This window comes from Amycolatopsis sp. 195334CR (assembly GCF_017309385.1).
In the GTDB taxonomy this organism is placed as follows: Bacteria; Actinomycetota; Actinomycetes; order Mycobacteriales; family Pseudonocardiaceae; genus Amycolatopsis.
The window spans coordinates 534252-552919 of sequence record NZ_JAFJMJ010000001.1; the positions used below are offsets into that span (position 1 = coordinate 534252).

Consider the following 18668-nt stretch of genomic DNA (forward strand, 5'->3'; position numbering starts at 1 on the left):
TGAACCTCCACCACGGTGCAGGTCAAGCTTCGACCGTGCGAGAAGTGAACTGGGAGCACTGGCCCGGGGTGCGCGGCGAGACGGTCGACGTGGGCGGCACGAGCGCGCACCTGCTCCGAGCCGACGGTCCGGCGTCCGCGCCGACCCAGTTCCTGGTCCACCCCATGGCCAGCGGCGGCGTTTTCTGGCTGGACGTGTTGCCCTCGCTGACCGCGCACGGGCCGGTCGTCGCCGTCGACCTCCCCGGTGCCGTGCTCGGGCGAACCGAGTCACCGCACCGGTTCGCCGTGCGCGCCGAGCCGAGCGCGCGGTTCCTGCGCGCGTTGACCACCGCGCTCGGCCTCGACCGCGTCGTGGTGCACGGCTGGTCCTTCGGGGGTTTGGTCGCGTTGTTGTTCGCCGACCTCGTACCCGCGCGCGTCGAGCGGCTCGTGCTGACCGCGCCGACCCTGCCCGGTCCGCTGAGCCGGGCGGAACGGCTGGGCTGGCAGACGCTGGGCCGCCTGGCCCTGCTCGTCGGCCCCGGGCTCCTCACGGTGACCGGCTCCGCCCTGATGGGCGTGAAGCAGCGCAACCCGCGGCAGCTCCCGTGCTCGCCCGAGCTGGCCGCGCTGATCGGCGAGCAGCTCGCGGAAATCGGCCCGCGGCAACTGCGGAACGGCGTGACCGCCTTCGCCTCCGCGGTCTCGGCGATGTTCGTCGACCGGCACCCGGCCGAAGACGCCATCGACCGGCTCGCCGTGCCCACGCTGGTCCTGTGGGGCGATCAGGACCCGCTGATCGAGCGCGCCACGATCGACCACCTGCTCGCCCGCCGCCCGGACTGGGCGCTCCACGTCTTCGAGGGCGTCGGCCACCTTCCGCCGTGGGAGGTGCCGGACGCCTACGCCTCGGCGGTCTCCCCCGGCTGAAGCCGCCGGGTGAGTTCGGGGACGCCGTCGCCGTCGAGGTCGGCCAGGAACGGGCGACGGCCCGCCATCACCATGACCAGCGACAGCAGCGGCCCGCGGAGTTCGGGCCCCGCACCCTCCCGGAAATCGGCGTCGGTCGCCTCCAGCGCCAAGCCCTTGACCAGCGTCTTGCTGTTCACCGCGAAATCCTTGGTGGCGAAGAACCTGGCCACCGCGAGCAGGCCATCGGCATCGGGGGAATGCCGCAGCCCCAACGGTTTCCGGATGTCCTCCGCGTGCACCAGCAGTTCCCCGAGACCGGCGGGCGAGGACTTGACCGGCAGCACGATCGGCCCAACCCGGCGGAACCGCTCGAACGTCTCCCGCGGATCGGCGCCGCGGAACTCCTCCAGCCGCCGCCGGTTGTGCACGTCCGTGTCGAACCGGGCGCCGACCATGCTGCGGATCCACCCCAGCCGGGTGGTGGTCGCGGCCGCGCCGAGGTGGGCGACCACCTCCTCGACGTCCCACTCACCGCACAGCGTCGGCGACCGCCACGCCTGCGGTTCGAGCGCACTCAGGTCGTCGACGAGCGCGGCGAGCTCCCGTCGCTGGATCTGGGGGAAGTCGGTCATGCCACGACACTAACGACGTCCGAAAACCGCCAGTCCCCGCGCCTGGCCCGGCCTAGCGTCGGGGGCATGCGCCTCCGTCACCGCGACCGTGAACCCCGCGTCCACCCGGACGCCTACGTGGCCCCGACGGCCACCCTGATCGGGGACGTCGAGGTGGCCGCCCACGCCCGCGTGCTGTCCGGCGCCGTGCTGGACGCCGAGGGCGCGCAGGTCACCGTCGGCGAATACAGCATCATCGGTGAGCACGCCGTGCTCCGCGCGTCCGCGGTGGCCGGGCCGCAGCCGGTCGAGGTCGGCGATCACGTGCTCGTCGGCCCCCACGCGACCCTGCTGGGCTGCGTGGTCGGCCGGGCCTCCTACCTCGCCACCGGCTGCACCGTGCTGCAGACCGCCCGCCTCGGCGAGGGCACCACCGTCGCGGTCGGCGCCCTGGTGCACGCGCGCACCGAGACCCCCGCCGAGTACTTCGTGCCGCCGTTCGTGGTCGCGCTGGGCGATCCCGTCCGGCTCCTGGCTCCCGGCGACCCGGAGCTGCCGGGCGCCATTCGCGAGGTCGGCTTCGCCCAGGCCGCGTTCGGCACGACCGGCCCGTGGTCCGACCGGATCCGCCGCACCGTGCACGCCACCGAAACCCGCTCGACCGAACTCGCCGCGCACCGGGATGATGTGGTGCTGCCGGAACACTGAGCCGAGGGGTGCGGATGGGCGTTCTCGAAACCGGTGACGGCCACTTGGTCTACGACGTGCGGGGCGACGGCCCGCCGCTGGTCCTGCTCCACCCCGGTGGCGCGAGCCGGGCGATCTGGGACGAGTTCGCCCCGGGACACCGCGTGGTCCGGTTCGACGCGCGCGGCCACGGCGAATCGTCCGAACCCGATGGCCCGTTCTCCCACCACAACGACCTGCGCCTGCTGCTCGACGCGCTCGGCATCGACCGCGTGCCGCTGGTGGGCAGTTCGCTCGGCAGCCGGACCGCGATCGACTTCGCGCTGGCCCACCCCGACCGCGTGGACCGGTTGTTCCTCGCCTCACCGGGGATCAGCGGCATGGTCGAACGCGACCCGTTCACCGTCGAGCAGTACCGGAAAGTGGGCGAAGCCCTTGCCGCCCAGGACTTCCCGCTCGCCTACGAGCACGTCGTCCGACTGCTGGTCGACGGTCCACATCGGACTCCCGAGCAGGTGGACCCGGCGGTCCGCGCCCGTTTCCACGCCCTGCTGGTGGAGAACGCCCAGCAGGGCCACGGCCGCTTCCCGCCCGGCGACGAACTCGACGGAGTCAACCGGGTCGGCGAACTGCACGCGCGCACCCTGGTGCTGACCGGCTCGCTCGACACGAGCGACATCCACGAGATGGCGGACCTGCTGGAACGCTCAGGCCGCGACGTGCGCCGCGTGTCGTTCGACGGCGCCGGGCACCAGGTCGCCCTGGAACGACCACGGGAGTTCGGCGACCTCCTCACCGAATTCCTGCGAGATCACTGAACGCGTTCGTCGTACTCCGCCCTGGCGGCGTCCACCTCGGGCATGTGCGCCTCGGCCCACTCCTTGAGGTGCCGGATCGGGTCCAAAAGGGACAGACCGAGCGGGGTCAGCTGGTAGTCGACCCGGACCGGCACCGACGGGGTGACGGTCCGCGTCAGCAGCCCGTCCCGCTCCAGCCCGCGCAGGGTCTGGGTGAGCATCTTCTGGCTCACGCCGTCGATCCGCGCGGCGAGCTCCGAGTACCGCTTCGGCCCCTCCAGCCCCAGCGCCACGATCACCAGGCTCGCCCACTTGTCGCCGATCGTGTCGAGCAGCCTGCGGCTGGGGCAGAACGCGGAGAACGCGTCGAAGCGCGGCTCGCCGGTTTTCACGTCCATGACTTACTCCCGGGTGCCTACACCACTATAAAGTGCCTTCTTCCCATTGGAGAGTAAGTCACCGATGGTGGTGTGGTCCACCTCTTCACCGAAGGAGCACCACCATGACGTTCGCCCTCGTGTCCAAGCCCGACCAGACCACCCCCGCGCTGGAGGAGGTGGTGCTGCCCGCGCTCGGACCCGGTGACCTGCGGGTCCGGGTCACCGCCGCCTCGGTCGACCCGGTCGACGCGCTCTACGCGGGCGGACCGGCCCGCGCGATCTTCGGCCTCACCGGCACGGTCGGCATCGGCTTCTCCCTCACCGGCGTGGTCGTCGAGACCGGCTCCGAGGTCACCGGCTTCTCCGCCGGTGACGCGGTCGCCGCGGTGCACGGCGACTTCGGCGCCCCGGCCCGCGCCCACGCGGAGGAAACCGTCGTCCCGGCGAAGGCCGCCGCGCTGCTGCCCGGCGAACTCGACCCCGTCGACGCGGCCACCCTCCCGCTCAACGCCCTGCTCGCGGCCCAGCTGGTGCACCACCTCGGCCCGGCCGGGGGGCGGACGCTGCTGGTCACCGGCGCGGCCGGGGCCGTCGGCGGGTACGCCGTCGCGCTGGCCGCGCACGCCGGCTGGGCAGTCACCGGGCTCGCCCGCGAATCCGACCGCGCGTTCGTGCTGAGTGCCGGAGCCCGCGACTTCAGCACGGAACTGCCCGGGCCGTCGTTCGACGCCGTGGTCGACGCCGCCGTGCTGCAGTCGGCGGCGGTTGCCGCGATCCGCGACGGTGGCGCGTTCGCCGGGGTGCCCTCGGCCGCCCCGGCGACCCCCGAGCGCGGCATCGACGTCGGCATCCTGAACGTCGAACCCGACGGCGAGCAGCTCGCCGGGCTGCTCGACCTCGCCGTCCGCGGCGTGCTGGCCGTGCGCGTGGCGGGACGGGTGCCGCTGGCCGAGGCCGCGACGGCGTACGACAAGGTCGCGGGCGGTGGTCAGCGCGGTCGGTGGCTGCTGGTTCCGGGGCAGCGCAGGTGATCACTCGCTGGCGGCGTCGATGACCCCGTCGAGCACCTCGCGCGAGCGCGCCAGGTCGGCCATCAGCCGGTCGATGCGCTCGCGTTCGGCGGTGAGATCGGCGACCAGCTTCGCGTCGGCCTGTTCGGACGGGCCGCCGTCGGCGTCCCGCATGCAGGGCAGCAGGCGCGCGATCTTCTTGCTGGACAACCCGGCGGCGAACAGCTCCTGGATGCGGACGACCCGGTCGACGGCGGCCGCCGGGTAGTCCCGGTGGCCGCCGCGGGTGCGGTCGGCGACGAGCAGGCCCTGCTGCTCGTAGTACCGCAGCGAGCGCTCGCTCACACCGGTGCGCTGGGCCAGTTCACCGATCCGCACGACGCCTCCGGGGTTGAACCTGACATTGGTGTCAAGTTCTACCTTAACGCGCGTGAGCAACAGCCTGATCGGCGAAACCGCGGGAACCGAGCACCACCGCCAGCACCGGCACGAGCAGAACCAAAGCGGCCCAAGGGAAAGCACCGGCACCGAACCAGCCGAGCAGCAACCCGCCGACCACCCCGCCCCCGGCCATCGCCGCGTTCCACAGGGTGACCAGCATGGCCTGCGCGGTGTCGGCGGCCTCACCACCCGCCTGCCCGGCTGCGGTCTGGAGCAGTGTCGGCACCCCGCCCCAGCCGAGCCCCCACAGCGCCACGGCGAGGTACACCAGTGCGGGGCTCCCGGTGAACACCCCGAGCATCGCGGCCGCCAGCCCGACGAGCACCGTGCCGGCGATCGTCAGCGTGCGCAGCCTGCGGTCGATCAGCGCGCCCACCACCCAGATGCTCACCATCGAGGCCACACCGAAGATCAACAGCACCAGGTCGACGGACCCGCCGAGCCCGGCGCGCTCCAGGAAGGTGGCGATGTAGGTGTAGAGGATCGTGTGCGCCAGCACAAAAACCAGGGTCACCACCAGGATCGGCGCCACCCCGGGCACGGCGAGCGTGCGCCGCAGCGGGATCCGGCCGCCACCGGCCTGACCGGGGAAGTCCGGCACCGCGACGGCGATCCAGCCGAGGAGCACCACGGCCAGCACGGACATCACGGTGAAGGTGACCCGCCAGCCGAGCGCCCCGCCGAGAAAGGTGCCGGCGGGCACGCCCAGCGAGAGCGCGAGCGGGATGCCCGCCATCACGATCGCGATCGCCTTGCCCTGCAGGCGTTCCGAGGCCAGGCGGCGGGCGTACCCGGCCAGCAGGGCCCAGACCACGCCCGCGGCCACCCCGGCGACGAACCTCGCGACCATGGTCAGCGCGTAGTCCGCGGACACCGCGGTGACCGTGTTGGCCACCGCGAAACCGGCGATCCCGGCCAGGAGCAAGCGTTTGCGCCGCCAGCCCGCGGTGGCCGCGGACAGCGGGATCGCGGCGAGCGCGGTCCCGATCGCGTAGACGGTCACGGTCTGCCCGGCGGCGGCCTCGCCCACGCCGAGATCGGTGCTCAGCGCGGGCAGCACGCCGGCGGGCAGCGCCTCGGTCAGCACGGTGATGAACGCGGCGGTGGTCAGCGCCAGCAGGGCGGGCAACGGAAGTCTCATGCGGCCCATGCTCGAACCTTCACACCGGTGTGAAGGTCAACCACGAACCCAGTGAGGTGGCACACATGCGCATCGGCGCACTCTCCGAGCGGACCGGCACGCCCCGCCGGCTGCTGCGGTACTACGAGGAACAGGGGCTCATCGCCGCGCGGCGACTGGCGAACGGCTACCGCGACTACCACGAGTCCAATGTGGACCGCGTGCACCAGATCCGCGGGCTGCTCGACGCCGGCCTGCCGACGCGGATGATCAAGCAGATCCTGCCCTGCCTGAACCGGCCACGGGCCATCCACTTCCCCGACGCCACGCCGGAGATGCTCGCCGCGCTGGAGGCCGAACGCGATCGGCTCGGCCGCCGGATCGACTGCCTGCGGCACAACCACGAGGCCATTTCCGGGTACCTGGACGAGGTGCGCGCCTACCGGTGAGCGAGCGCGTCGAGCAGCCACGAATGGGCGTGGCCGACGGTGACCGGTTCGCCGGTCACCTCCCCGACCAGCGCCCAGTACCGCCGCAGGCGCGGACTCCGCTCGGGAGTGAGTTCGACGTGCAGCCGCCGCCGGAACTCCGGGGTGTCGCGGGTCCGGCCGACCGCCGCGTAGGCATCGACGAACCGGTCCAGCGCGGCACCGGGTTCCGGCGAGCGACCGGCGAGCACGAGCGGCGTGGCGAGGGCGCAGGCGGCACCGACGTCCTCGTAGTCGACGTTGCGCGGACGTTGGCGCAGAAGGGTTTTCAGCGATCGGTCGTCGACGAGCGCGACCATTTCCGCGTAGGCGGCCACCTGCGCCGCGGTGGGGTCCGGTGGTGGCGCGGGCACGCTGCTGGCGAGGAACATCTCCACCGTGTCGGCGGTCGCCGGGCCGAGGAAGTCGTTGCGCCAGAAGGTGGTCAGCACCTCGCGAGCACCGCGGCCGTCACCCGCGGCCGCCAGTAGCTCCAGGGGCCGACCCGCTTCGACCGCACTGAGCGCCGCGCGACGCCACGCCATCGCGGCCAGTTCGGCGTCGAGCGCGGCGCGTTCGGCGGTGACCACTTCCGCCACCGACCGTTCGCCGTCCAGCACCTGCCGGATCGACGGCAGGCCGAGGCCGAGCCCGCGCAACCGCCGGAGGAGCGTGAGCCGCTCGACCGCCGCCGGGTCGAACCGGCGGTGCCCGCCCGCGCTGCGCACCGGTTCGAGAATGCCTTCGTCGCAGTAGAACCGGATCGTGCGCACGGGCACGCCGGTGCGCCGGGCCAGCTCGCCGATGCCGAGCGCTGTGATCCGGGTCACCACACCTTGAACCTCCACCCCGGTGGAATTCCTACCGTACGGGACATGGACCCCACCTGGCTGACGAACGCGCTGCACCACCACACCGCCGCCTTCACCGCGGCCGCCGAGGGCGGTGACCCGGCGCTGGTCGTGCCGACCTGCCCGGAGTGGCGGCTGCGGGACCTGATCGGGCACATCGGCCAGGCCCACCGCTGGGCCGCGGGCATGGTGCGAACCGGTCAGCCCGACGCCGTCCCGGATCCCCGCGAAGCCGATCCCCCGGCCGACTGGGCGGGCTGGCTGGCCGAAGGCGCCACCGAACTCGCCGACGCCGTGTGCACTTCGGACACCGTGGTGCCCACTCTGCTCGGCCCCGGCCCGGCGGTGTTCTGGCTGCGGCGCATGCTGCACGACCTGGTGGTGCACCACGCCGACGCGTGCCTCACCACCCGCCGGACCACGTTCGAGGTCGCCCCCGACGTGGCCACGGACGCGATCGACGAAGCTCTGGGCCTGCTGTCCGCCCCGGGCGCGGAGGCGTTGAAGCCTGCCCTCACCGAACTCCGCGGCACGGGCCAGAAACTGTTGCTGCGCAATGAAAACACCGGCTGGCTGATCACCCGGACCCCCGATGGCATCCGCTACCGCCACGGCGTGGAGGCCGCCGATGTCACGGTCACCGGGCCGGTCCGCGATCTCCTGCTCCTCCTCACCCGCCGCCTCCCACCAGCCCGGCTGGCGATCGAGGGCGACCACGCCCTGCTCGACCACTGGCTCACCCGGTCCGCGCTCTGACCCGCCTTGACAGGCAGCCGAACGGCTGCCTAACCTAAAGGCAGCCGCTTGGCTGCATGTTTGAGGTGAGGGCGATGGACGAGGTGTTCAAGGCGCTGGCCGATCCCAGCCGGCGGCGGTTGCTCGACCGGTTGAACGAGCGCAACGGGCAGACCCTGCGCGAACTGTGCTCGGGGCTGGCGATGGCCCGGCAGTCGGTCAGCAAGCACCTCGCCGTGCTGGAGGCGGCCAACCTGGTCGCCACCACCCGCCGCGGCCGGGAGAAGTTGCACTACGTCAACGCCGAGCCGATCAACGCCATCGCCGAGCGCTGGATCAGCCAGTACCACCGCGAGCGCGTGCGCGCGCTCGCCGATCTGAAGACCGCATTGGAGAGCGAGCCGATGAGCAAGCCCGAATTCCTCTACACCACCTACATCAACACCACCCCGGAACGGCTCTGGCAAGCGCTGACCGATCCGGCCTTCACCATCCGCTACTGGGGCGCGGTGCTCGAGTCGGAGTGGACCGAGGGCGCCACCGTGAGCTGGGAGCAGAACGGCTGGAAGTCCGCCGATCCCGAGCAGGTGGTGCTGGCGGCCGACCCGTACCGGCGGTTGTCCTACACCTGGCACACCTTCACCCCGGACTTCGCCGAGATCATGGGCATCGAGCCCGAGTTCGTCGACCGGGCCGCCGCCGAACCGCGGTCGACGGTGACCTTCGAGCTGGAGCCCGCCGGTGAGCTGGTGAAGCTGACCGTGCGCCACGACGGGTTCGAGCCGGACAGCGCGGTGCTCGAAGCCGTCAGCGAGGGCTGGCCGCACATCCTGTCGAGCCTGAAGACCCTGGTGGAAACCGGCGAGCCCCTGCCGGACGGCGAGTAGCCGCAAACAACCCCGCGTCCGGCGAGCCACAACCACCGGTTGGGCACTCATAGGCTGCACCGGTGGACACCGAAGCACTGCGGTCGTTCGTCCTGGCGGCCGACCTCGGGCAGCTGCAGCACGCCGCCGACGAACTCGACCTCACGCAGCAGGCGGTCTCCAAGCGGATCGCCGCGTTGGAGCGCGAGCTGGACGTGCGGTTGTTCACCCGCACCGCGCGCGGGGTGGAACTGACGCTCGACGGGCAGGCGTTCCTCCCGCACGCCCGTGCCGTCGTCACCGGTGTCGAACGCGCGATCTCCGCGGTCCGGCCGGGGTCGCGGGCGCTCCGGATCGATGTCCTCGGCCTGCGCAGCGCGCAAGCCGTGGTCCTGCACGACTACTGGCGCTCGCACCCCGGGACCGAGCTCGACGTGGTGACCCTCCGGGTCAACGACCCGCGCGCGGCGGTCGCCGCGGTCGAGTCCGGCGAGCTCGACGCGTCGTTCCGCGCGGTCACCGACCGCGGCTCGCTGCCGCGCGCGGTGCGGATGATCCACGCCTTCGACTCACCGGCGGAGCTCCTCGTCGGGCCGAGGCACCCGCTCGCGTCCGTGCGGAAGCTGACCCCGGAACACCTGCGCGGGCACCGAATCTGGGTGCCGGGCATCGCGCCGCGCAGTGAGTGGTCGGAGTTCTACGACCAGCTCACCACCGCCTTCGACCTCCGGATCGACGCGGCTGGGCCCAACTTCGGCAACGAGGTCCTCCAGGACATCCTCGCCGAATCCGCCGACGTGGCGACGCTGGTCGGCGCACGCGACCGGTACCTCTGGCCGGCGAGCCACGACCTGCGGCGCATCCCGATCGTCGAGCCGCAGCTCGTCTACCCGATCTCGCTCCTGCTCCCCAGCGAGAATCCGCACCCCAGCCTCGCCGCGATCGTCGACCACCTCGGCACGCTGCCGCGCGCGGCCGAACCGGCCTGGCGCCCGTCCTGGTCGGGCTGAACGGAGGACCCATGCCCCACGAGCACGTGATGCGCATCCACAGCCCCGAGTTCCGGGCCATGTCCGACCGGGTTCTGCGGGTCACCGAGCTGACCTCCCGCCTCAACGTCCTGCCGTTCGACGACGAGGTGGGGCGGGCGGAGCTGTTCGAGCGGATCCTCGGCAAGCCGCTGCCGTCGCGGGTGACCGTCTACCCGCCGTTCTACACCGACCACGGCCTGAACCTGGAGCTTGCGGAACGCGTGTTCATCAACCAGAACTGCACGTTCCTGGACTACGCCGGGATCCGGATCGCCGAGCGCGTGATGATCGGGCCGAAGGCCACGTTCATCACGATGAGCCACCCGGTCGACCCGGTGCGACGGCGGGAGTGGCTCAGCGGCGGACCCATCGACATCGCGGAAAACGTCTGGATCGGCGCCGGGGCCACCATCCTGCCCGGCGTGACGATCGGGCGGGACGCCGTGGTCGCTGCAGGCGCGGTGGTAGCCGACGACGTGCCACCCTCGACCCTGGTCACCGGCCCCAAAGCGGCCGTCCACCGCCAGTGGTAACCGGCCAAGGCGACCATCCACCGCCACTGCTGACCACGCCCAAGGCGGCCACCCACCGCCACCGGCGACCAAGCCCAAGGCCGCCGTCAGTGGTGAGTTGCGAAGCGGTCGAGGGCGGCCACCCGCGCCGCGTCCAGGCCGAGGCTGTTGTTGTGGCCGGTATCGTCCACCAGCACCAGTTCCGCGCCCGGCCAGGCGGCGGCCAGTTCCCACGGCGTACCGACCAAATTGGACAGATCGAGCACACCCTGCACGATCACCCCCGGAATCCCGGCCAGCTTCCCGGCGTCCCGCAGCAGCTCACCCTCGTCGAGCCAGCTGCCGTTGGTGAAAAAGTGCGTGACGATCCGCGCGAAGGCCATCCGGAACTTCGGGTTCTCATACCGCGGGCTCGGCCCCGGCGCGGTCGGGATGATCGCGGTTTCCCAGTCACACCAAGCACGAGCGGCGCGTTCGCGCACCGCGGGATCCGCGTCGAAGAGCAGCCGGTGGTACCCCGCGGCGATCTCCCCCTCTGGCACGAGCTCGCGGAACCGCTCGTACGCCTCCGGGAACATCAGCCCCAGATTCCGGGTGAGCAAATCGGTTTCGCGACGCCGCCCGGTGGCCACACCGGAGTGCAGCATCTCGGTGACCCGCTCCGGATGGCGTTCCGCGTAGGCCAGCCCCAGCACCGAACCCCACGACGCGCCCGAAACCAACCACCGCTCGATGCCGAGCGAGGTGCGCAGCCGTTCGAGGTCCGCGACCAGGTGGTGGGTGGAGTTCGCGGACAGGTCCACCTCGGGCTCGCTCGCGTGCGGGGTGCTGCGGCCGCAGTTGCGCTGGTCGAACAGCACCACCCGGTACCGCTCCGGATCGAACAACCGGCGGGAAGCTGGCGTGCAGCCCGACCCGGGACCGCCGTGCAGCACCACCGCCGGCTTGCCTTCCGGATTCCCGCATTCCTCCCAGTACAGGGAATGGCCGTCGCCGACGTCGAGCATTCCGTGTCGGTACGGCTCGATCGCGGGATAGATCACTGTTTCCTCCGATATTCCGTGGGTGTGCATCCGGTCAACGCGCGGAAATCCCGGTTCAGGTGGGCCTGGTCGGCATAACCGGTGATCGCGGCGATCTCGGCGAGCGCGTGGGGACCGTTCATCAGCACGGCCGCCCGGTTCAGCCGCGCGACGCGGGCCGTGGCTTTCAGGCTGAGCCCGATCTGCTCGCGGAACCGGCGGTTCAGGTGCTGCCGTGTCCAGCCGATCTCCTCGGCCAGCCGGTCCACGCGCAGCCGTCCGCCGGTGTGCTGCAACCGTTGCCACGCCCCGAGAACCGGCGCTTCCAGCTCGGCGCCCAGCCAGGCGGTGAACCGTTCGTCGAGCAACCGGAACCGCGCCGCCCAGCCCCGGGTTTCGGCGAGTTCTTCGACCAGCAGGTCGCCTCGGGTGCCGAGCAGGTCCGCGAGGCCCACGACGGAGTTCGCGATCTCCCGCAGCGGCAGGCCGAACAACGCGTACGCGCCGAGCGGGGTGAGCCCGATGGAGATCCCACACGAGCGGCCGGGCAGTTCCTCGGCCACCAGCGGCCGGTCGCGCAGCCCGATCACCGCGGAGGCGGGCAGGTCCACACCGGATTCCAGGCGGCGGACCGGTGCCTCGAAGTCGATCGAGAGGGTGAGCACGCCGAGCGGGGTCATCCGCCACGTCCGGCGCTCGTGCTGGCGGTAGTCCTGCGCGGTGTAGCTGAGCACGTGGGCGGCGAGCCGGGGGTGCGGCGAGGCGAAGACGTGACCACCGTCGAGCCGGTCGACCTCCTCGGTCGGCACCACCAGCGCCCAGTCCCCCATGCCCCCAGGCTACGGCCTTCCATTCGTCCAAGACGACGGAATAACCACTCGCCTACCTTGCCGGGCATGGGGAAAACAGGGGCATTCATCAGCGACGACAAAAGAACCGACTACTTCGCGGCCTACCGGGCGGCGATGGCCGATGGCCCGCCACCGGCCGCCGTGCTCGACGTCGAAACCTCGTTCGGCACCACCCGCGTCTACCGGCACGGCAGCGGCGGCGCGCCACTCGTCCTGCTGCACGGACTGCTGGCCGGCGCACCCATGTGGGCGTCGTTCTGGGCGAAGCTTTCCGCCGAGCACACCGTCTACACGCTCGACATCCTCGGCGAGGGCGGGTACAGCGTGCAGACCGAGCCGATGGCCGACCACGCCGATCGCGCCCGCTGCCTCGACGAGGTGCTCGCCGGGCTGAAACTCACCGGGGTGCACCTGGTCGGTGCGTCCTCCGGCGGCTGGCAGGCGGCCAACTACGCGACGCGGTACCGCGATCGCCTGGCCACGGTGACCCTGATCGATCCGACCACGGTCACCGCGAACTTCTCCTTCGGCGCCCTGCGGTACGGCCTGCTGCTCAAGCTGCTGCCGTTCGACTGGATGTGGCGGCGGTTCTTCCGCTGGGCGGCGGGTGCGGACGTGTCCGGCGAACCCGCCATCCGCCTCGCCCGCGCCACCATCGGCGCCTACCGGCCCGCGGTGTCGTTCCAGACCTGCCTGCCCGAAGCCGATCTGCGGGCGATGGACGTGCCGACGCTGGCGATCTTCTCCGGCCGCAGCGCCGTCCACGACTCCGCACTGGCCGCCGACCGGCTGCGGTCGTGGCTGCCGGAGTCCGAAGTGGAGGTCTGGCCCGAACTCGGCCACTACCTCACCGCGGCCGACCGCCACCGGGTGGCCGACCGCCTGCTCCGCTTCGTCGCCACCCGGCTCCCGGACCATCAGGCGTAGACGCCGGCGAGCCACGCCTCCCAGCTCTTCGTCTCCCCCGCGGTGTCGACGCCACCGAAGTGGTGCGCGGACACGGCCACCGGGTCACCCCAGGTGTTGCGGCCGAAGAACCGGTAGATCGCGTTCTCCGTGCGGATGCCGAGGAAGTACGGCGAGCGGTAGTCGACCTCGCCCTCGATGTGCCCAACCCCGGGCACGTCGACGGCGACCCGGTCCCCGACCGCGGCTTCGGACAGCCCCAGCTCGCGCACGAGCCGGTCGAAGGCGGCGGGATCGGTGGCACTCGACGCGGGCGCGTCCGCGGTCAGGTACTCGGCGGCCCGCCCGGCGAAGTGCTCGACGTAGGTCGCCATCGTGGCCTGGTACATCTCCGTGTGGTGCAGGCAGCCGTCGTAGAGGTTCTGCCAGTCCTCCTCGGGGAACGAACCGCGGTGCGTGTACCGCACGAACGACTTCCCGCCCGGCCGCGGCTCGATCACGTTGTCCAGCTCGTTGAACCAGTCGCCGCTCTCGACGCGGTTGGCGAAGTGCCTGCCGGGCTCCCACGCGGTGATCTTGGCGCCGGGCGCGATGTCGACCGCCCCGCCGAGCCGCGGTTCGCACGCGATCGGCCACAGCCAGCCCGCCGTCCCGGTGGTGATCGCGGCGAAGACCTGCTCCGGGGTGCCGTTGATCTCGCGCTCGTTGCGGACCTCGAACTCGCGGTTCATGGAAGCTCTCCTTTGTCGTTTTCGCTGGTAGAGCAAGAGTCTCACCGACAATTTTTATTGTCAAGACAATCACAGTTGTCGGTATCATGACTGTTGCTTCTGGTTGCGAGCAGAACCAGCTGTTGGACTTCTGATCGACGCGCGCCCAGGGTGGAAGGAGAGCGAAGGAAGAAGGAGCGAGATGACCTACCTGCACCCCGGTGAGCCCGGCTTCGAGGACGAGGCAGCCGGATTCCAGACCGCCTTCCGGCACGAGGCGAAGGTGATCGCCGCCGTGGAGAACGCGGAAGACGTCCGTGCCGCGGTGCGCCACGCCCGCGAGCGCGGCCTGCCCGTAGCGGTGCAGGCGACCGGGCACGGCCTCACCACCCCGGCCACCGGACTGCTGATCAGCACCCGCCGGATGCGCGGGGTCCGGGTCGATCCGGTCACCAGGACGGCCTGGGTGGAAGCGGGCGCGCGGTGGAAGGACGTGCTCGCCGAGACCCGCGAGCACGGGCTCGCGCCGCTTTCCGGCAGTGGCCCCGGCGTCGGCGCGGTGTCCTACTCACTCGGCGGCGGCGTCGGCCTGCTCGCACGGCGCTTCGGGTTCGCGGCCGACCACGTGCGGCGGGTCGAACTGGTCACCGAGGACGGCGACCTCGTCGAGGTGACCGCCGAGAGCGACCCCGACCTGTTCTGGGCGATCCGGGGCGGTCGCAGCGGGTTCGGGGTGGTCACCGGGCTGGAGTTGGCGTTGTTCCCGGTCGCCACCCTCTTCGGCGGCGGCCTGTACTTCGGCCCGGAGTCGCTGGCCGACGTGCTGCGCGGGTTCCGCGAGTGGACGGCCACCGTGCCGGAGGAACTGACGTCCTCGATCGGCATGGTGCCGATGCCGGACGTGCCGGGTGTCCCGGAACCGTTGCGCGGCAAGCACGTCGCGCATGTGCGGGTGGCCCACAGCGGCGACCCGGCCGAAGGTGAGCGGCTCGTCGCGCCGCTGCGCGAACTCGGGCCGCCGTTGATGGAGCGGTTCGGGGAGATCCCGTTCGCCGATGCGGCGCGCACGATCTTCAGCGAGCCGGACACCCCGCACGGCTACTACGGCGACACCGCGCTGTTGACCGACTTCCCCGCCGACACCACGGAACGCTTCCTCGAACTCGCCGGTCCGGACGCGCCGATCGGCCTGGTGACCGAGATCCGGCACCTCGGCGGTGCGTTGTCGCGACCGCCCGAGGTGCCGAACGCGGTCAGCCACCGCGAGGCGCGGTACCAGCTGATGGTGCTGTCCGGCCCGGGAGCCGCCGAGCACGCGGCCCAGGAGGAGGTGTTCGCCGAAGTCGAACCGTGGACGCTGGGCCGCGCGCTGAACTTCGCCTACGGGGACCGGCCCGCGGTGCGCGCCTTCCACTCCCCCGAGGTCGAGCGGCGCCTGGCCGAGCTCAGGACCCGGTGACCGGGAAGAGGTCGAGCAGCCACCGCTGCCAGGCGGCGGTGGTGGCGTCCCGGTTCGGCGCGGCGCCGTAGTAGTAGTGGATGGTGTTGACCATGCCACCGCTTTCCGCGCCGAGGCCCTGGAACCGGTGCAGCCCTTCGGGTGCGCGTACGCCGAACACGCCGCGCACCAGGTAGTCGACCTCGCCTTCGATCGGGGGCAGGCCGTCCGGGGTCAGCCGGACCCGGTCGCCGAGCGCGACGGCCGGGTCCACCCCGAGCGCGGTGCGGAACTTCGCCCACACCTCGTCCGGTTCCAGCGCCGTGGTCGACCCGGTGACCAGCGTGGTGGCCGGTAGCCCGCCGTAGTACCGGAAGTACTGCGCGAGGTTGTGGAAGAAGAGGTTCCAGCCGCGGTCGAAGCTGTCGTACTCGGCGGACCAGTCGTCGCCGTCGAAAAAACCGCTCTGCGTGAACCGGAGCACGGTCCCGCCGTTTTCCCGCCCTTCGACGAGGAATTCGAGCGCGCCGGGCGAATCCGCCGTGCCGTAGACGATCCGCTTGCCCTCTTCACGGGCAAGCACCTGGCCCGCCTGGGTGTTTCCGCCGCCGAAGTCGGCCTCGCCCTCCCCCTCGGGGCCGAGCTCGTGCGGGACGAACCAGATCGACATCCCGGGTCCACTGGAGATCGCCGCCCACACCTGGTCCGGGGTGGCGTCGAAGGAGATTTCCTTCTCCAGCCGCCGTTCCCGGCTCATCCGGGCTCGACGACCTGCATCAGCATGAGCAGGTTCCCGCAGGTGTCGTCGAAGATCGCGCTGATGCCACCCATGGTCGCCGCCGGCTCACCGCGGAACTCCACCCCGGCCTCGACCAGCCGCGCGTACTCCTTGTGGATGTCCTCGGAGAACAGCATGGTGAACGGCATGTTCGCCTGGTACAGCTCAGCCTGGTAGGTCCGCGCGAACTCGTACCCGGCCGGCTCCAGCAGGATCTCGAACCCGTCGGGCTCGTCGGGGTGGACCACGGTCAGCCAGCGCGCACCGCCCACGTCGATGTTGTGCTTGACCTGGAAGCCCAGCTTCTCCGTGTAGAACCGTTCCGCCCGCTCCTGGTCGTTGACCATGATGCTCATCAGCTGGGCCTTCATCACCACTCCGTTCCGCGTTCGTTCCCGAACGCGGCCCACGGTTCCACCGACAACTTAGATTGTCAAGACATGGCATCCTGTCGGTTGACGAGCACCTGGAGCTCGGTCACCCCGCGTTCCGGCGCTTCGTAGTCGAGGTAGACCTCGCGCGCGTGCCCGATCGAGGTGTACCCGTGCTCCTCGATCCAGAAGGCCAGCGTCTGGAAGGTGCGGTCGACCTCGTCCATCGTGCCGTGGTGCAGCACGGTCGCGGCGGTGCCGAGCGCGGGCAGGTCCACCACGTCGAAGTCGTACTCGCGGCCGCTTTCCAGTGCCACCGGCGCCGCGGTGTGCACCATCACCTGCTCCTCGCCGACCGGTTCGTAGTAGGCGATCGTGGGTGCGGCGATGCGGAGGCCCGCCTCGTCGAGGCGACGGCACAACTCGACGAACAGCGGTTGCACGACCGGGCCGATGTCGTGGGAGGCGTAGCTGGCGGCCACCCCGGAAAGCTCGGCGACGCGCAGCGGCGCGACGGATTTGAGGAGCACGTCCTCGGTGTTCATGTGGCCTTCGCGCTCGATGGTGCGCAGGCGCGCCTCGACGCGGTCGAGCCGGTCGGTGTCGGCGGAGATCTGCGCTTCGAGCTGAGCGCGTCGCAGGCGGAGCATGCCGCGCAGTTCTTCGGGGTTGAGCTTCTCCTCGATGATCTCGCGGACTTGCTCGAGCGTGAAACCCAGCTCCTTCAACGCGACCACGCGGTTGAGGTCGCGCAGCTGGGCCGCGTCGTAGTAGCGGTACCCGCTGGCCTCGTCCACGCGGACGGGCCGCAGCAGGCCGATGCTGTCGTAGTGCCGGAGCATGCGGACCGAAACCCGGCCGAGCCTGGCGAACTCCCCGATGGCGAACACGCCACAGCTTCACACGCCGGCCCCCCAGGCGCCACCTCCCGCTGCCCGTCCCCGACAAACGGACACCGGGAGGTGGCCGGACCCCGTGTGCTCCCTAGCGGACGATGCGGGCGATCAGCCCGGTCAGCACCAGCCAGAAGACGGCGGCGAGCCCGTAGTTGATCAGGACGCCGACCTGGTAGTTCTCCAGCTGGAACAAACCGGGGAAGAACAACGCCAGTGGCTCGGCGATGGCCCGCATGAATTCGACGAACGCGTTGGCCGCGTTGGCACCCAGCAGGATCATCAGGATGTAGATGACCTCGATGAGCGCGATCACTGCCCCGACGCCGGTGATAACTCGCGCGGCCGTCGAGCGGCCGCCGGATACTCGCAATCTGGACATGCTTAGGGGTTCCCCTCGGCGGACGGGTGAAACGCGGATCACCGTCGATTGCGCCATTCGAACACCGCTTTCCCGCCGAATGGCCGTATCTTGCGGAGATGGCCCGCCCCAGCGCGACTACGCAACGATATCTCTCGAACACCGCGCTGTACGCGGACCCCGCGCTGACCGAGAACCTCGACTACGCCAGGTGGTTCCGGCACGCCGGCGGCACCCCGGTGGTGCTGGCCCCGCACGGCGGCCAGATCGAGCCGGGCACCTCCCAGCTCTGCCGGGCCATCGCCCGGGCGTCCACATGCGACTACTGGCTGTTCGAAGGACTTCGCGGCGAACGACGGCTGCACGTGACCTCCAGCCGGTGCGACGATCCGGTGGCGCTGGCCCTGTGCGCGGGCACCGACCGGGCGCTGAGCCTGCACGGGTGCATCACGCTGCCCCGCGAGGGCGTGTTGATCGGCGGCCTGGACGCCGAATTCGGCGGCATCGTGCACGAGGAACTCACCGCCCGCGGCATCGAGACCCTCGACGCCGCCGAGTACCCGACGCTCGCCGGGCGGTCGCCGCGCAACATCGTCAACCGGACCCGCACCGGCATGGGGGTGCAGTTGGAGCTCCCGCTCGCCCTGCGCGACGCGATGCGCGGCGACTCGCCGCTAGCACAGTCCTTTGTGGACGGCGTGGTGGCGGCGCTGCGCCGGGTCTGGCGGGACGGGCGGTGCACCGGGTAACTTGCCAGAGCACGTTCCTCGATGGGGAAAGCCGGTGGGAATCCGGCGCTGACCCGCAACCGTGAGCCCGCGTTCCGCGCGGGCGAGTCGGACCGCCTGCCGGGGAACGGGCTCCGTCGAAACCGTCGTGGACTGCGGCTCGGGGCCTGCGCTGGCCCTTCCGGCACGCGTGGGTGACCGCGCCTGTC

The 18668-nt window shown here is 71.2% G+C and carries 24 protein-coding genes and 1 riboswitch; of the genes, 12 read left to right on the forward strand and 12 right to left on the reverse strand.

Annotated elements, in window-relative coordinates; all coding sequences use genetic code 11:
* Positions 1 to 35: 35 nt before the first annotated feature.
* Entirely contained in the window at positions 36 to 911 is an 876-nt protein-coding gene (locus JYK18_RS02580) for an alpha/beta fold hydrolase (RefSeq protein ID WP_206800244.1), read from the forward strand.
* Here the strand turns inward: JYK18_RS02580 and JYK18_RS02585 are convergent.
* Positions 884 to 1525, reverse strand: a complete 642-nt coding sequence (locus tag JYK18_RS02585; RefSeq protein WP_206800245.1) for a maleylpyruvate isomerase family mycothiol-dependent enzyme — start codon at positions 1523 to 1525, stop codon at positions 884 to 886. The two genes, JYK18_RS02580 and JYK18_RS02585, sit on opposite strands and share 28 nt — an antisense overlap.
* Positions 1526 to 1591: 66 nt before the next feature.
* On the opposite strand from JYK18_RS02585, the gene JYK18_RS02590 reads away from it, so the two are divergent.
* Together JYK18_RS02590 and JYK18_RS02595 are read left to right on the forward strand one after the other, a co-directional pair.
* On the forward strand, positions 1592 to 2212 hold the full coding sequence (locus tag JYK18_RS02590; RefSeq protein ID WP_206800247.1) for a gamma carbonic anhydrase family protein: 621 nt from the start codon (positions 1592 to 1594) through the stop codon (positions 2210 to 2212).
* Positions 2213 to 2226: 14 nt separating this feature from the next.
* Positions 2227 to 3009 (forward strand): alpha/beta fold hydrolase, encoded by a 783-nt coding sequence (locus JYK18_RS02595; protein WP_206800249.1) that lies wholly within the window; start codon positions 2227 to 2229, stop codon positions 3007 to 3009.
* Here JYK18_RS02595 and JYK18_RS02600 read toward each other — a convergent pair.
* Positions 3003 to 3386, reverse strand: a complete 384-nt coding sequence (locus JYK18_RS02600; protein WP_206800251.1) for a helix-turn-helix domain-containing protein — start codon at positions 3384 to 3386, stop codon at positions 3003 to 3005. The two genes, JYK18_RS02595 and JYK18_RS02600, sit on opposite strands and share 7 nt — an antisense overlap.
* A gap of 104 nt (positions 3387 to 3490) precedes the next feature.
* Between JYK18_RS02600 and JYK18_RS02605 the strand changes: the two genes are divergently transcribed.
* Positions 3491 to 4399 (forward strand): zinc-binding dehydrogenase, encoded by a 909-nt coding sequence (locus tag JYK18_RS02605; RefSeq protein WP_206800253.1) that lies wholly within the window; start codon positions 3491 to 3493, stop codon positions 4397 to 4399.
* Here the strand turns inward: JYK18_RS02605 and JYK18_RS02610 are convergent, their stop codons facing one another.
* On the reverse strand, positions 4400 to 4756 hold the full coding sequence (locus tag JYK18_RS02610; RefSeq protein WP_206800255.1) for a MerR family transcriptional regulator: 357 nt from the start codon (positions 4754 to 4756) through the stop codon (positions 4400 to 4402). It abuts the gene before it with no gap.
* 43 nt (positions 4757 to 4799) lie between these two features.
* Positions 4800 to 5960 (reverse strand): MFS transporter, encoded by a 1161-nt coding sequence (locus tag JYK18_RS02615; protein ID WP_277992145.1) that lies wholly within the window; start codon positions 5958 to 5960, stop codon positions 4800 to 4802.
* A 65-nt stretch (positions 5961 to 6025) separates the two neighbouring features.
* Here JYK18_RS02615 and JYK18_RS02620 point away from each other — a divergent pair, with 65 nt between their 5' ends.
* Positions 6026 to 6388: a MerR family transcriptional regulator gene (locus JYK18_RS02620; protein ID WP_206800259.1), complete on the forward strand. Its 363-nt coding sequence runs from the start codon at positions 6026 to 6028 to the stop codon at positions 6386 to 6388.
* On the opposite strand, the gene JYK18_RS02625 is transcribed toward JYK18_RS02620, so the two are convergent.
* Complete coding sequence (locus tag JYK18_RS02625) at positions 6379 to 7236, reverse strand: MerR family transcriptional regulator (RefSeq protein ID WP_206800262.1); 858 nt, start codon at positions 7234 to 7236, stop codon at positions 6379 to 6381. The two genes, JYK18_RS02620 and JYK18_RS02625, sit on opposite strands and share 10 nt — an antisense overlap.
* Before the next feature lie 45 nt (positions 7237 to 7281).
* Between JYK18_RS02625 and JYK18_RS02630 the strand changes: the two genes are divergently transcribed.
* The 4 genes from JYK18_RS02630 (at position 7282) to JYK18_RS02645 (ending at position 10422) form a co-directional block, all read left to right on the forward strand.
* A complete protein-coding gene (locus tag JYK18_RS02630; protein ID WP_206800264.1) occupies positions 7282 to 8013 on the forward strand; it encodes a maleylpyruvate isomerase family mycothiol-dependent enzyme in 732 nt (243 codons plus the stop codon).
* Between the two features lie 74 nt (positions 8014 to 8087).
* Positions 8088 to 8879, forward strand: a complete 792-nt coding sequence (locus tag JYK18_RS02635; RefSeq protein ID WP_206800274.1) for a metalloregulator ArsR/SmtB family transcription factor — start codon at positions 8088 to 8090, stop codon at positions 8877 to 8879.
* A gap of 62 nt (positions 8880 to 8941) precedes the next feature.
* Positions 8942 to 9868 carry a LysR family transcriptional regulator gene (locus tag JYK18_RS02640; RefSeq protein WP_206800276.1) on the forward strand — a complete coding sequence of 309 codons (927 nt, stop codon included), beginning with the start codon at positions 8942 to 8944 and terminating at the stop codon, positions 9866 to 9868.
* Between the two features lie 11 nt (positions 9869 to 9879).
* Positions 9880 to 10422, forward strand: coding sequence for a DapH/DapD/GlmU-related protein (locus tag JYK18_RS02645; RefSeq protein ID WP_206800278.1), 543 nt, complete (start codon positions 9880 to 9882; stop codon positions 10420 to 10422).
* An 86-nt stretch (positions 10423 to 10508) separates the two neighbouring features.
* Here the strand turns inward: JYK18_RS02645 and pip are convergent, their stop codons facing one another.
* Positions 10509 to 11474, reverse strand: a complete 966-nt coding sequence (gene pip, locus JYK18_RS02650; RefSeq protein WP_206800280.1) for a prolyl aminopeptidase — start codon at positions 11472 to 11474, stop codon at positions 10509 to 10511.
* Entirely contained in the window at positions 11441 to 12253 is an 813-nt protein-coding gene (locus tag JYK18_RS02655; protein ID WP_206800282.1) for an AraC family transcriptional regulator, read from the reverse strand. Before JYK18_RS02655 ends, pip begins: the two co-directional genes overlap by 34 nt.
* 66 nt (positions 12254 to 12319) lie before the next feature.
* Between JYK18_RS02655 and JYK18_RS02660 the strand changes: the two genes are divergently transcribed.
* Entirely contained in the window at positions 12320 to 13201 is an 882-nt protein-coding gene (locus JYK18_RS02660) for an alpha/beta fold hydrolase (RefSeq protein ID WP_206800284.1), read from the forward strand.
* On the opposite strand, the gene JYK18_RS02665 is transcribed toward JYK18_RS02660, so the two are convergent.
* A complete protein-coding gene (locus JYK18_RS02665; protein ID WP_206800286.1) occupies positions 13192 to 13911 on the reverse strand; it encodes an SRPBCC domain-containing protein in 720 nt (239 codons plus the stop codon). The two genes, JYK18_RS02660 and JYK18_RS02665, sit on opposite strands and share 10 nt — an antisense overlap.
* Positions 13912 to 14092: 181 nt before the next feature.
* Between JYK18_RS02665 and JYK18_RS02670 the strand changes: the two genes are divergently transcribed.
* Positions 14093 to 15349, forward strand: coding sequence for an FAD-binding oxidoreductase (locus JYK18_RS02670; protein WP_206800288.1), 1257 nt, complete (start codon positions 14093 to 14095; stop codon positions 15347 to 15349).
* Here the strand turns inward: JYK18_RS02670 and JYK18_RS02675 are convergent.
* The 4 genes from JYK18_RS02675 to JYK18_RS02690 all read right to left on the reverse strand — a co-directional run bounded on the left by JYK18_RS02675 (position 15336) and on the right by JYK18_RS02690 (position 17752).
* Positions 15336 to 16085 carry an SRPBCC domain-containing protein gene (locus tag JYK18_RS02675; protein ID WP_206800290.1) on the reverse strand — a complete coding sequence of 250 codons (750 nt, stop codon included), beginning with the start codon at positions 16083 to 16085 and terminating at the stop codon, positions 15336 to 15338. The two genes, JYK18_RS02670 and JYK18_RS02675, sit on opposite strands and share 14 nt — an antisense overlap.
* Positions 16082 to 16477 carry a VOC family protein gene (locus JYK18_RS02680; RefSeq protein ID WP_206800292.1) on the reverse strand — a complete coding sequence of 132 codons (396 nt, stop codon included), beginning with the start codon at positions 16475 to 16477 and terminating at the stop codon, positions 16082 to 16084. The genes JYK18_RS02675 and JYK18_RS02680 overlap by 4 nt, the downstream gene beginning before the upstream one ends.
* A 62-nt stretch (positions 16478 to 16539) precedes the next feature.
* Positions 16540 to 17367: a MerR family transcriptional regulator gene (locus tag JYK18_RS02685; protein WP_206800294.1), complete on the reverse strand. Its 828-nt coding sequence runs from the start codon at positions 17365 to 17367 to the stop codon at positions 16540 to 16542.
* 94 nt (positions 17368 to 17461) lie between these two features.
* Positions 17462 to 17752 (reverse strand): hypothetical protein, encoded by a 291-nt coding sequence (locus tag JYK18_RS02690; protein ID WP_113693822.1) that lies wholly within the window; start codon positions 17750 to 17752, stop codon positions 17462 to 17464.
* Between the two features lie 98 nt (positions 17753 to 17850).
* Here JYK18_RS02690 and JYK18_RS02695 point away from each other — a divergent pair, with 98 nt between their 5' ends.
* Entirely contained in the window at positions 17851 to 18480 is a 630-nt protein-coding gene (locus JYK18_RS02695) for a poly-gamma-glutamate hydrolase family protein (RefSeq protein ID WP_206800297.1), read from the forward strand.
* Positions 18475 to 18595, forward strand: a riboswitch (cobalamin riboswitch). Its footprint overlaps the gene before it by 6 nt.
* The last annotated feature ends 73 nt before the right edge of the window (positions 18596 to 18668 follow it).

Bases quoted from the DNA above. Each gene is read 5' to 3' on its own strand.
- JYK18_RS02585 (WP_206800245.1), bottom strand. From the start codon at position 1,525: ATGACCGACTTCCCCCAGATCCAGCGACGGGAGCTCGCCGCGCTCGTC.
- JYK18_RS02590 (WP_206800247.1), top strand. From the start codon at position 1,592: ATGCGCCTCCGTCACCGCGACCGTGAACCCCGCGTCCACCCGGACGCC.
- JYK18_RS02595 (WP_206800249.1), top strand. From the start codon at position 2,227: ATGGGCGTTCTCGAAACCGGTGACGGCCACTTGGTCTACGACGTGCGG.
- JYK18_RS02600 (WP_206800251.1), bottom strand. From the start codon at position 3,386: ATGGACGTGAAAACCGGCGAGCCGCGCTTCGACGCGTTCTCCGCGTTC.
- JYK18_RS02605 (WP_206800253.1), top strand. From the start codon at position 3,491: ATGACGTTCGCCCTCGTGTCCAAGCCCGACCAGACCACCCCCGCGCTG.
- JYK18_RS02615 (WP_277992145.1), bottom strand. From the start codon at position 5,960: ATGAGACTTCCGTTGCCCGCCCTGCTGGCGCTGACCACCGCCGCGTTC.
- JYK18_RS02620 (WP_206800259.1), top strand. From the start codon at position 6,026: ATGCGCATCGGCGCACTCTCCGAGCGGACCGGCACGCCCCGCCGGCTG.
- JYK18_RS02630 (WP_206800264.1), top strand. From the start codon at position 7,282: ATGGACCCCACCTGGCTGACGAACGCGCTGCACCACCACACCGCCGCC.
- JYK18_RS02635 (WP_206800274.1), top strand. From the start codon at position 8,088: ATGGACGAGGTGTTCAAGGCGCTGGCCGATCCCAGCCGGCGGCGGTTG.
- JYK18_RS02645 (WP_206800278.1), top strand. From the start codon at position 9,880: ATGCCCCACGAGCACGTGATGCGCATCCACAGCCCCGAGTTCCGGGCC.
- pip (WP_206800280.1), bottom strand. From the start codon at position 11,474: ATGCACACCCACGGAATATCGGAGGAAACAGTGATCTATCCCGCGATC.
- JYK18_RS02655 (WP_206800282.1), bottom strand. From the start codon at position 12,253: ATGGGGGACTGGGCGCTGGTGGTGCCGACCGAGGAGGTCGACCGGCTC.
- JYK18_RS02660 (WP_206800284.1), top strand. From the start codon at position 12,320: ATGGGGAAAACAGGGGCATTCATCAGCGACGACAAAAGAACCGACTAC.
- JYK18_RS02665 (WP_206800286.1), bottom strand. From the start codon at position 13,911: ATGAACCGCGAGTTCGAGGTCCGCAACGAGCGCGAGATCAACGGCACC.
- JYK18_RS02670 (WP_206800288.1), top strand. From the start codon at position 14,093: ATGACCTACCTGCACCCCGGTGAGCCCGGCTTCGAGGACGAGGCAGCC.
- JYK18_RS02675 (WP_206800290.1), bottom strand. From the start codon at position 16,085: ATGAGCCGGGAACGGCGGCTGGAGAAGGAAATCTCCTTCGACGCCACC.
- JYK18_RS02680 (WP_206800292.1), bottom strand. From the start codon at position 16,477: ATGAAGGCCCAGCTGATGAGCATCATGGTCAACGACCAGGAGCGGGCG.
- JYK18_RS02690 (WP_113693822.1), bottom strand. From the start codon at position 17,752: ATGTCCAGATTGCGAGTATCCGGCGGCCGCTCGACGGCCGCGCGAGTT.
- JYK18_RS02695 (WP_206800297.1), top strand. From the start codon at position 17,851: ATGGCCCGCCCCAGCGCGACTACGCAACGATATCTCTCGAACACCGCG.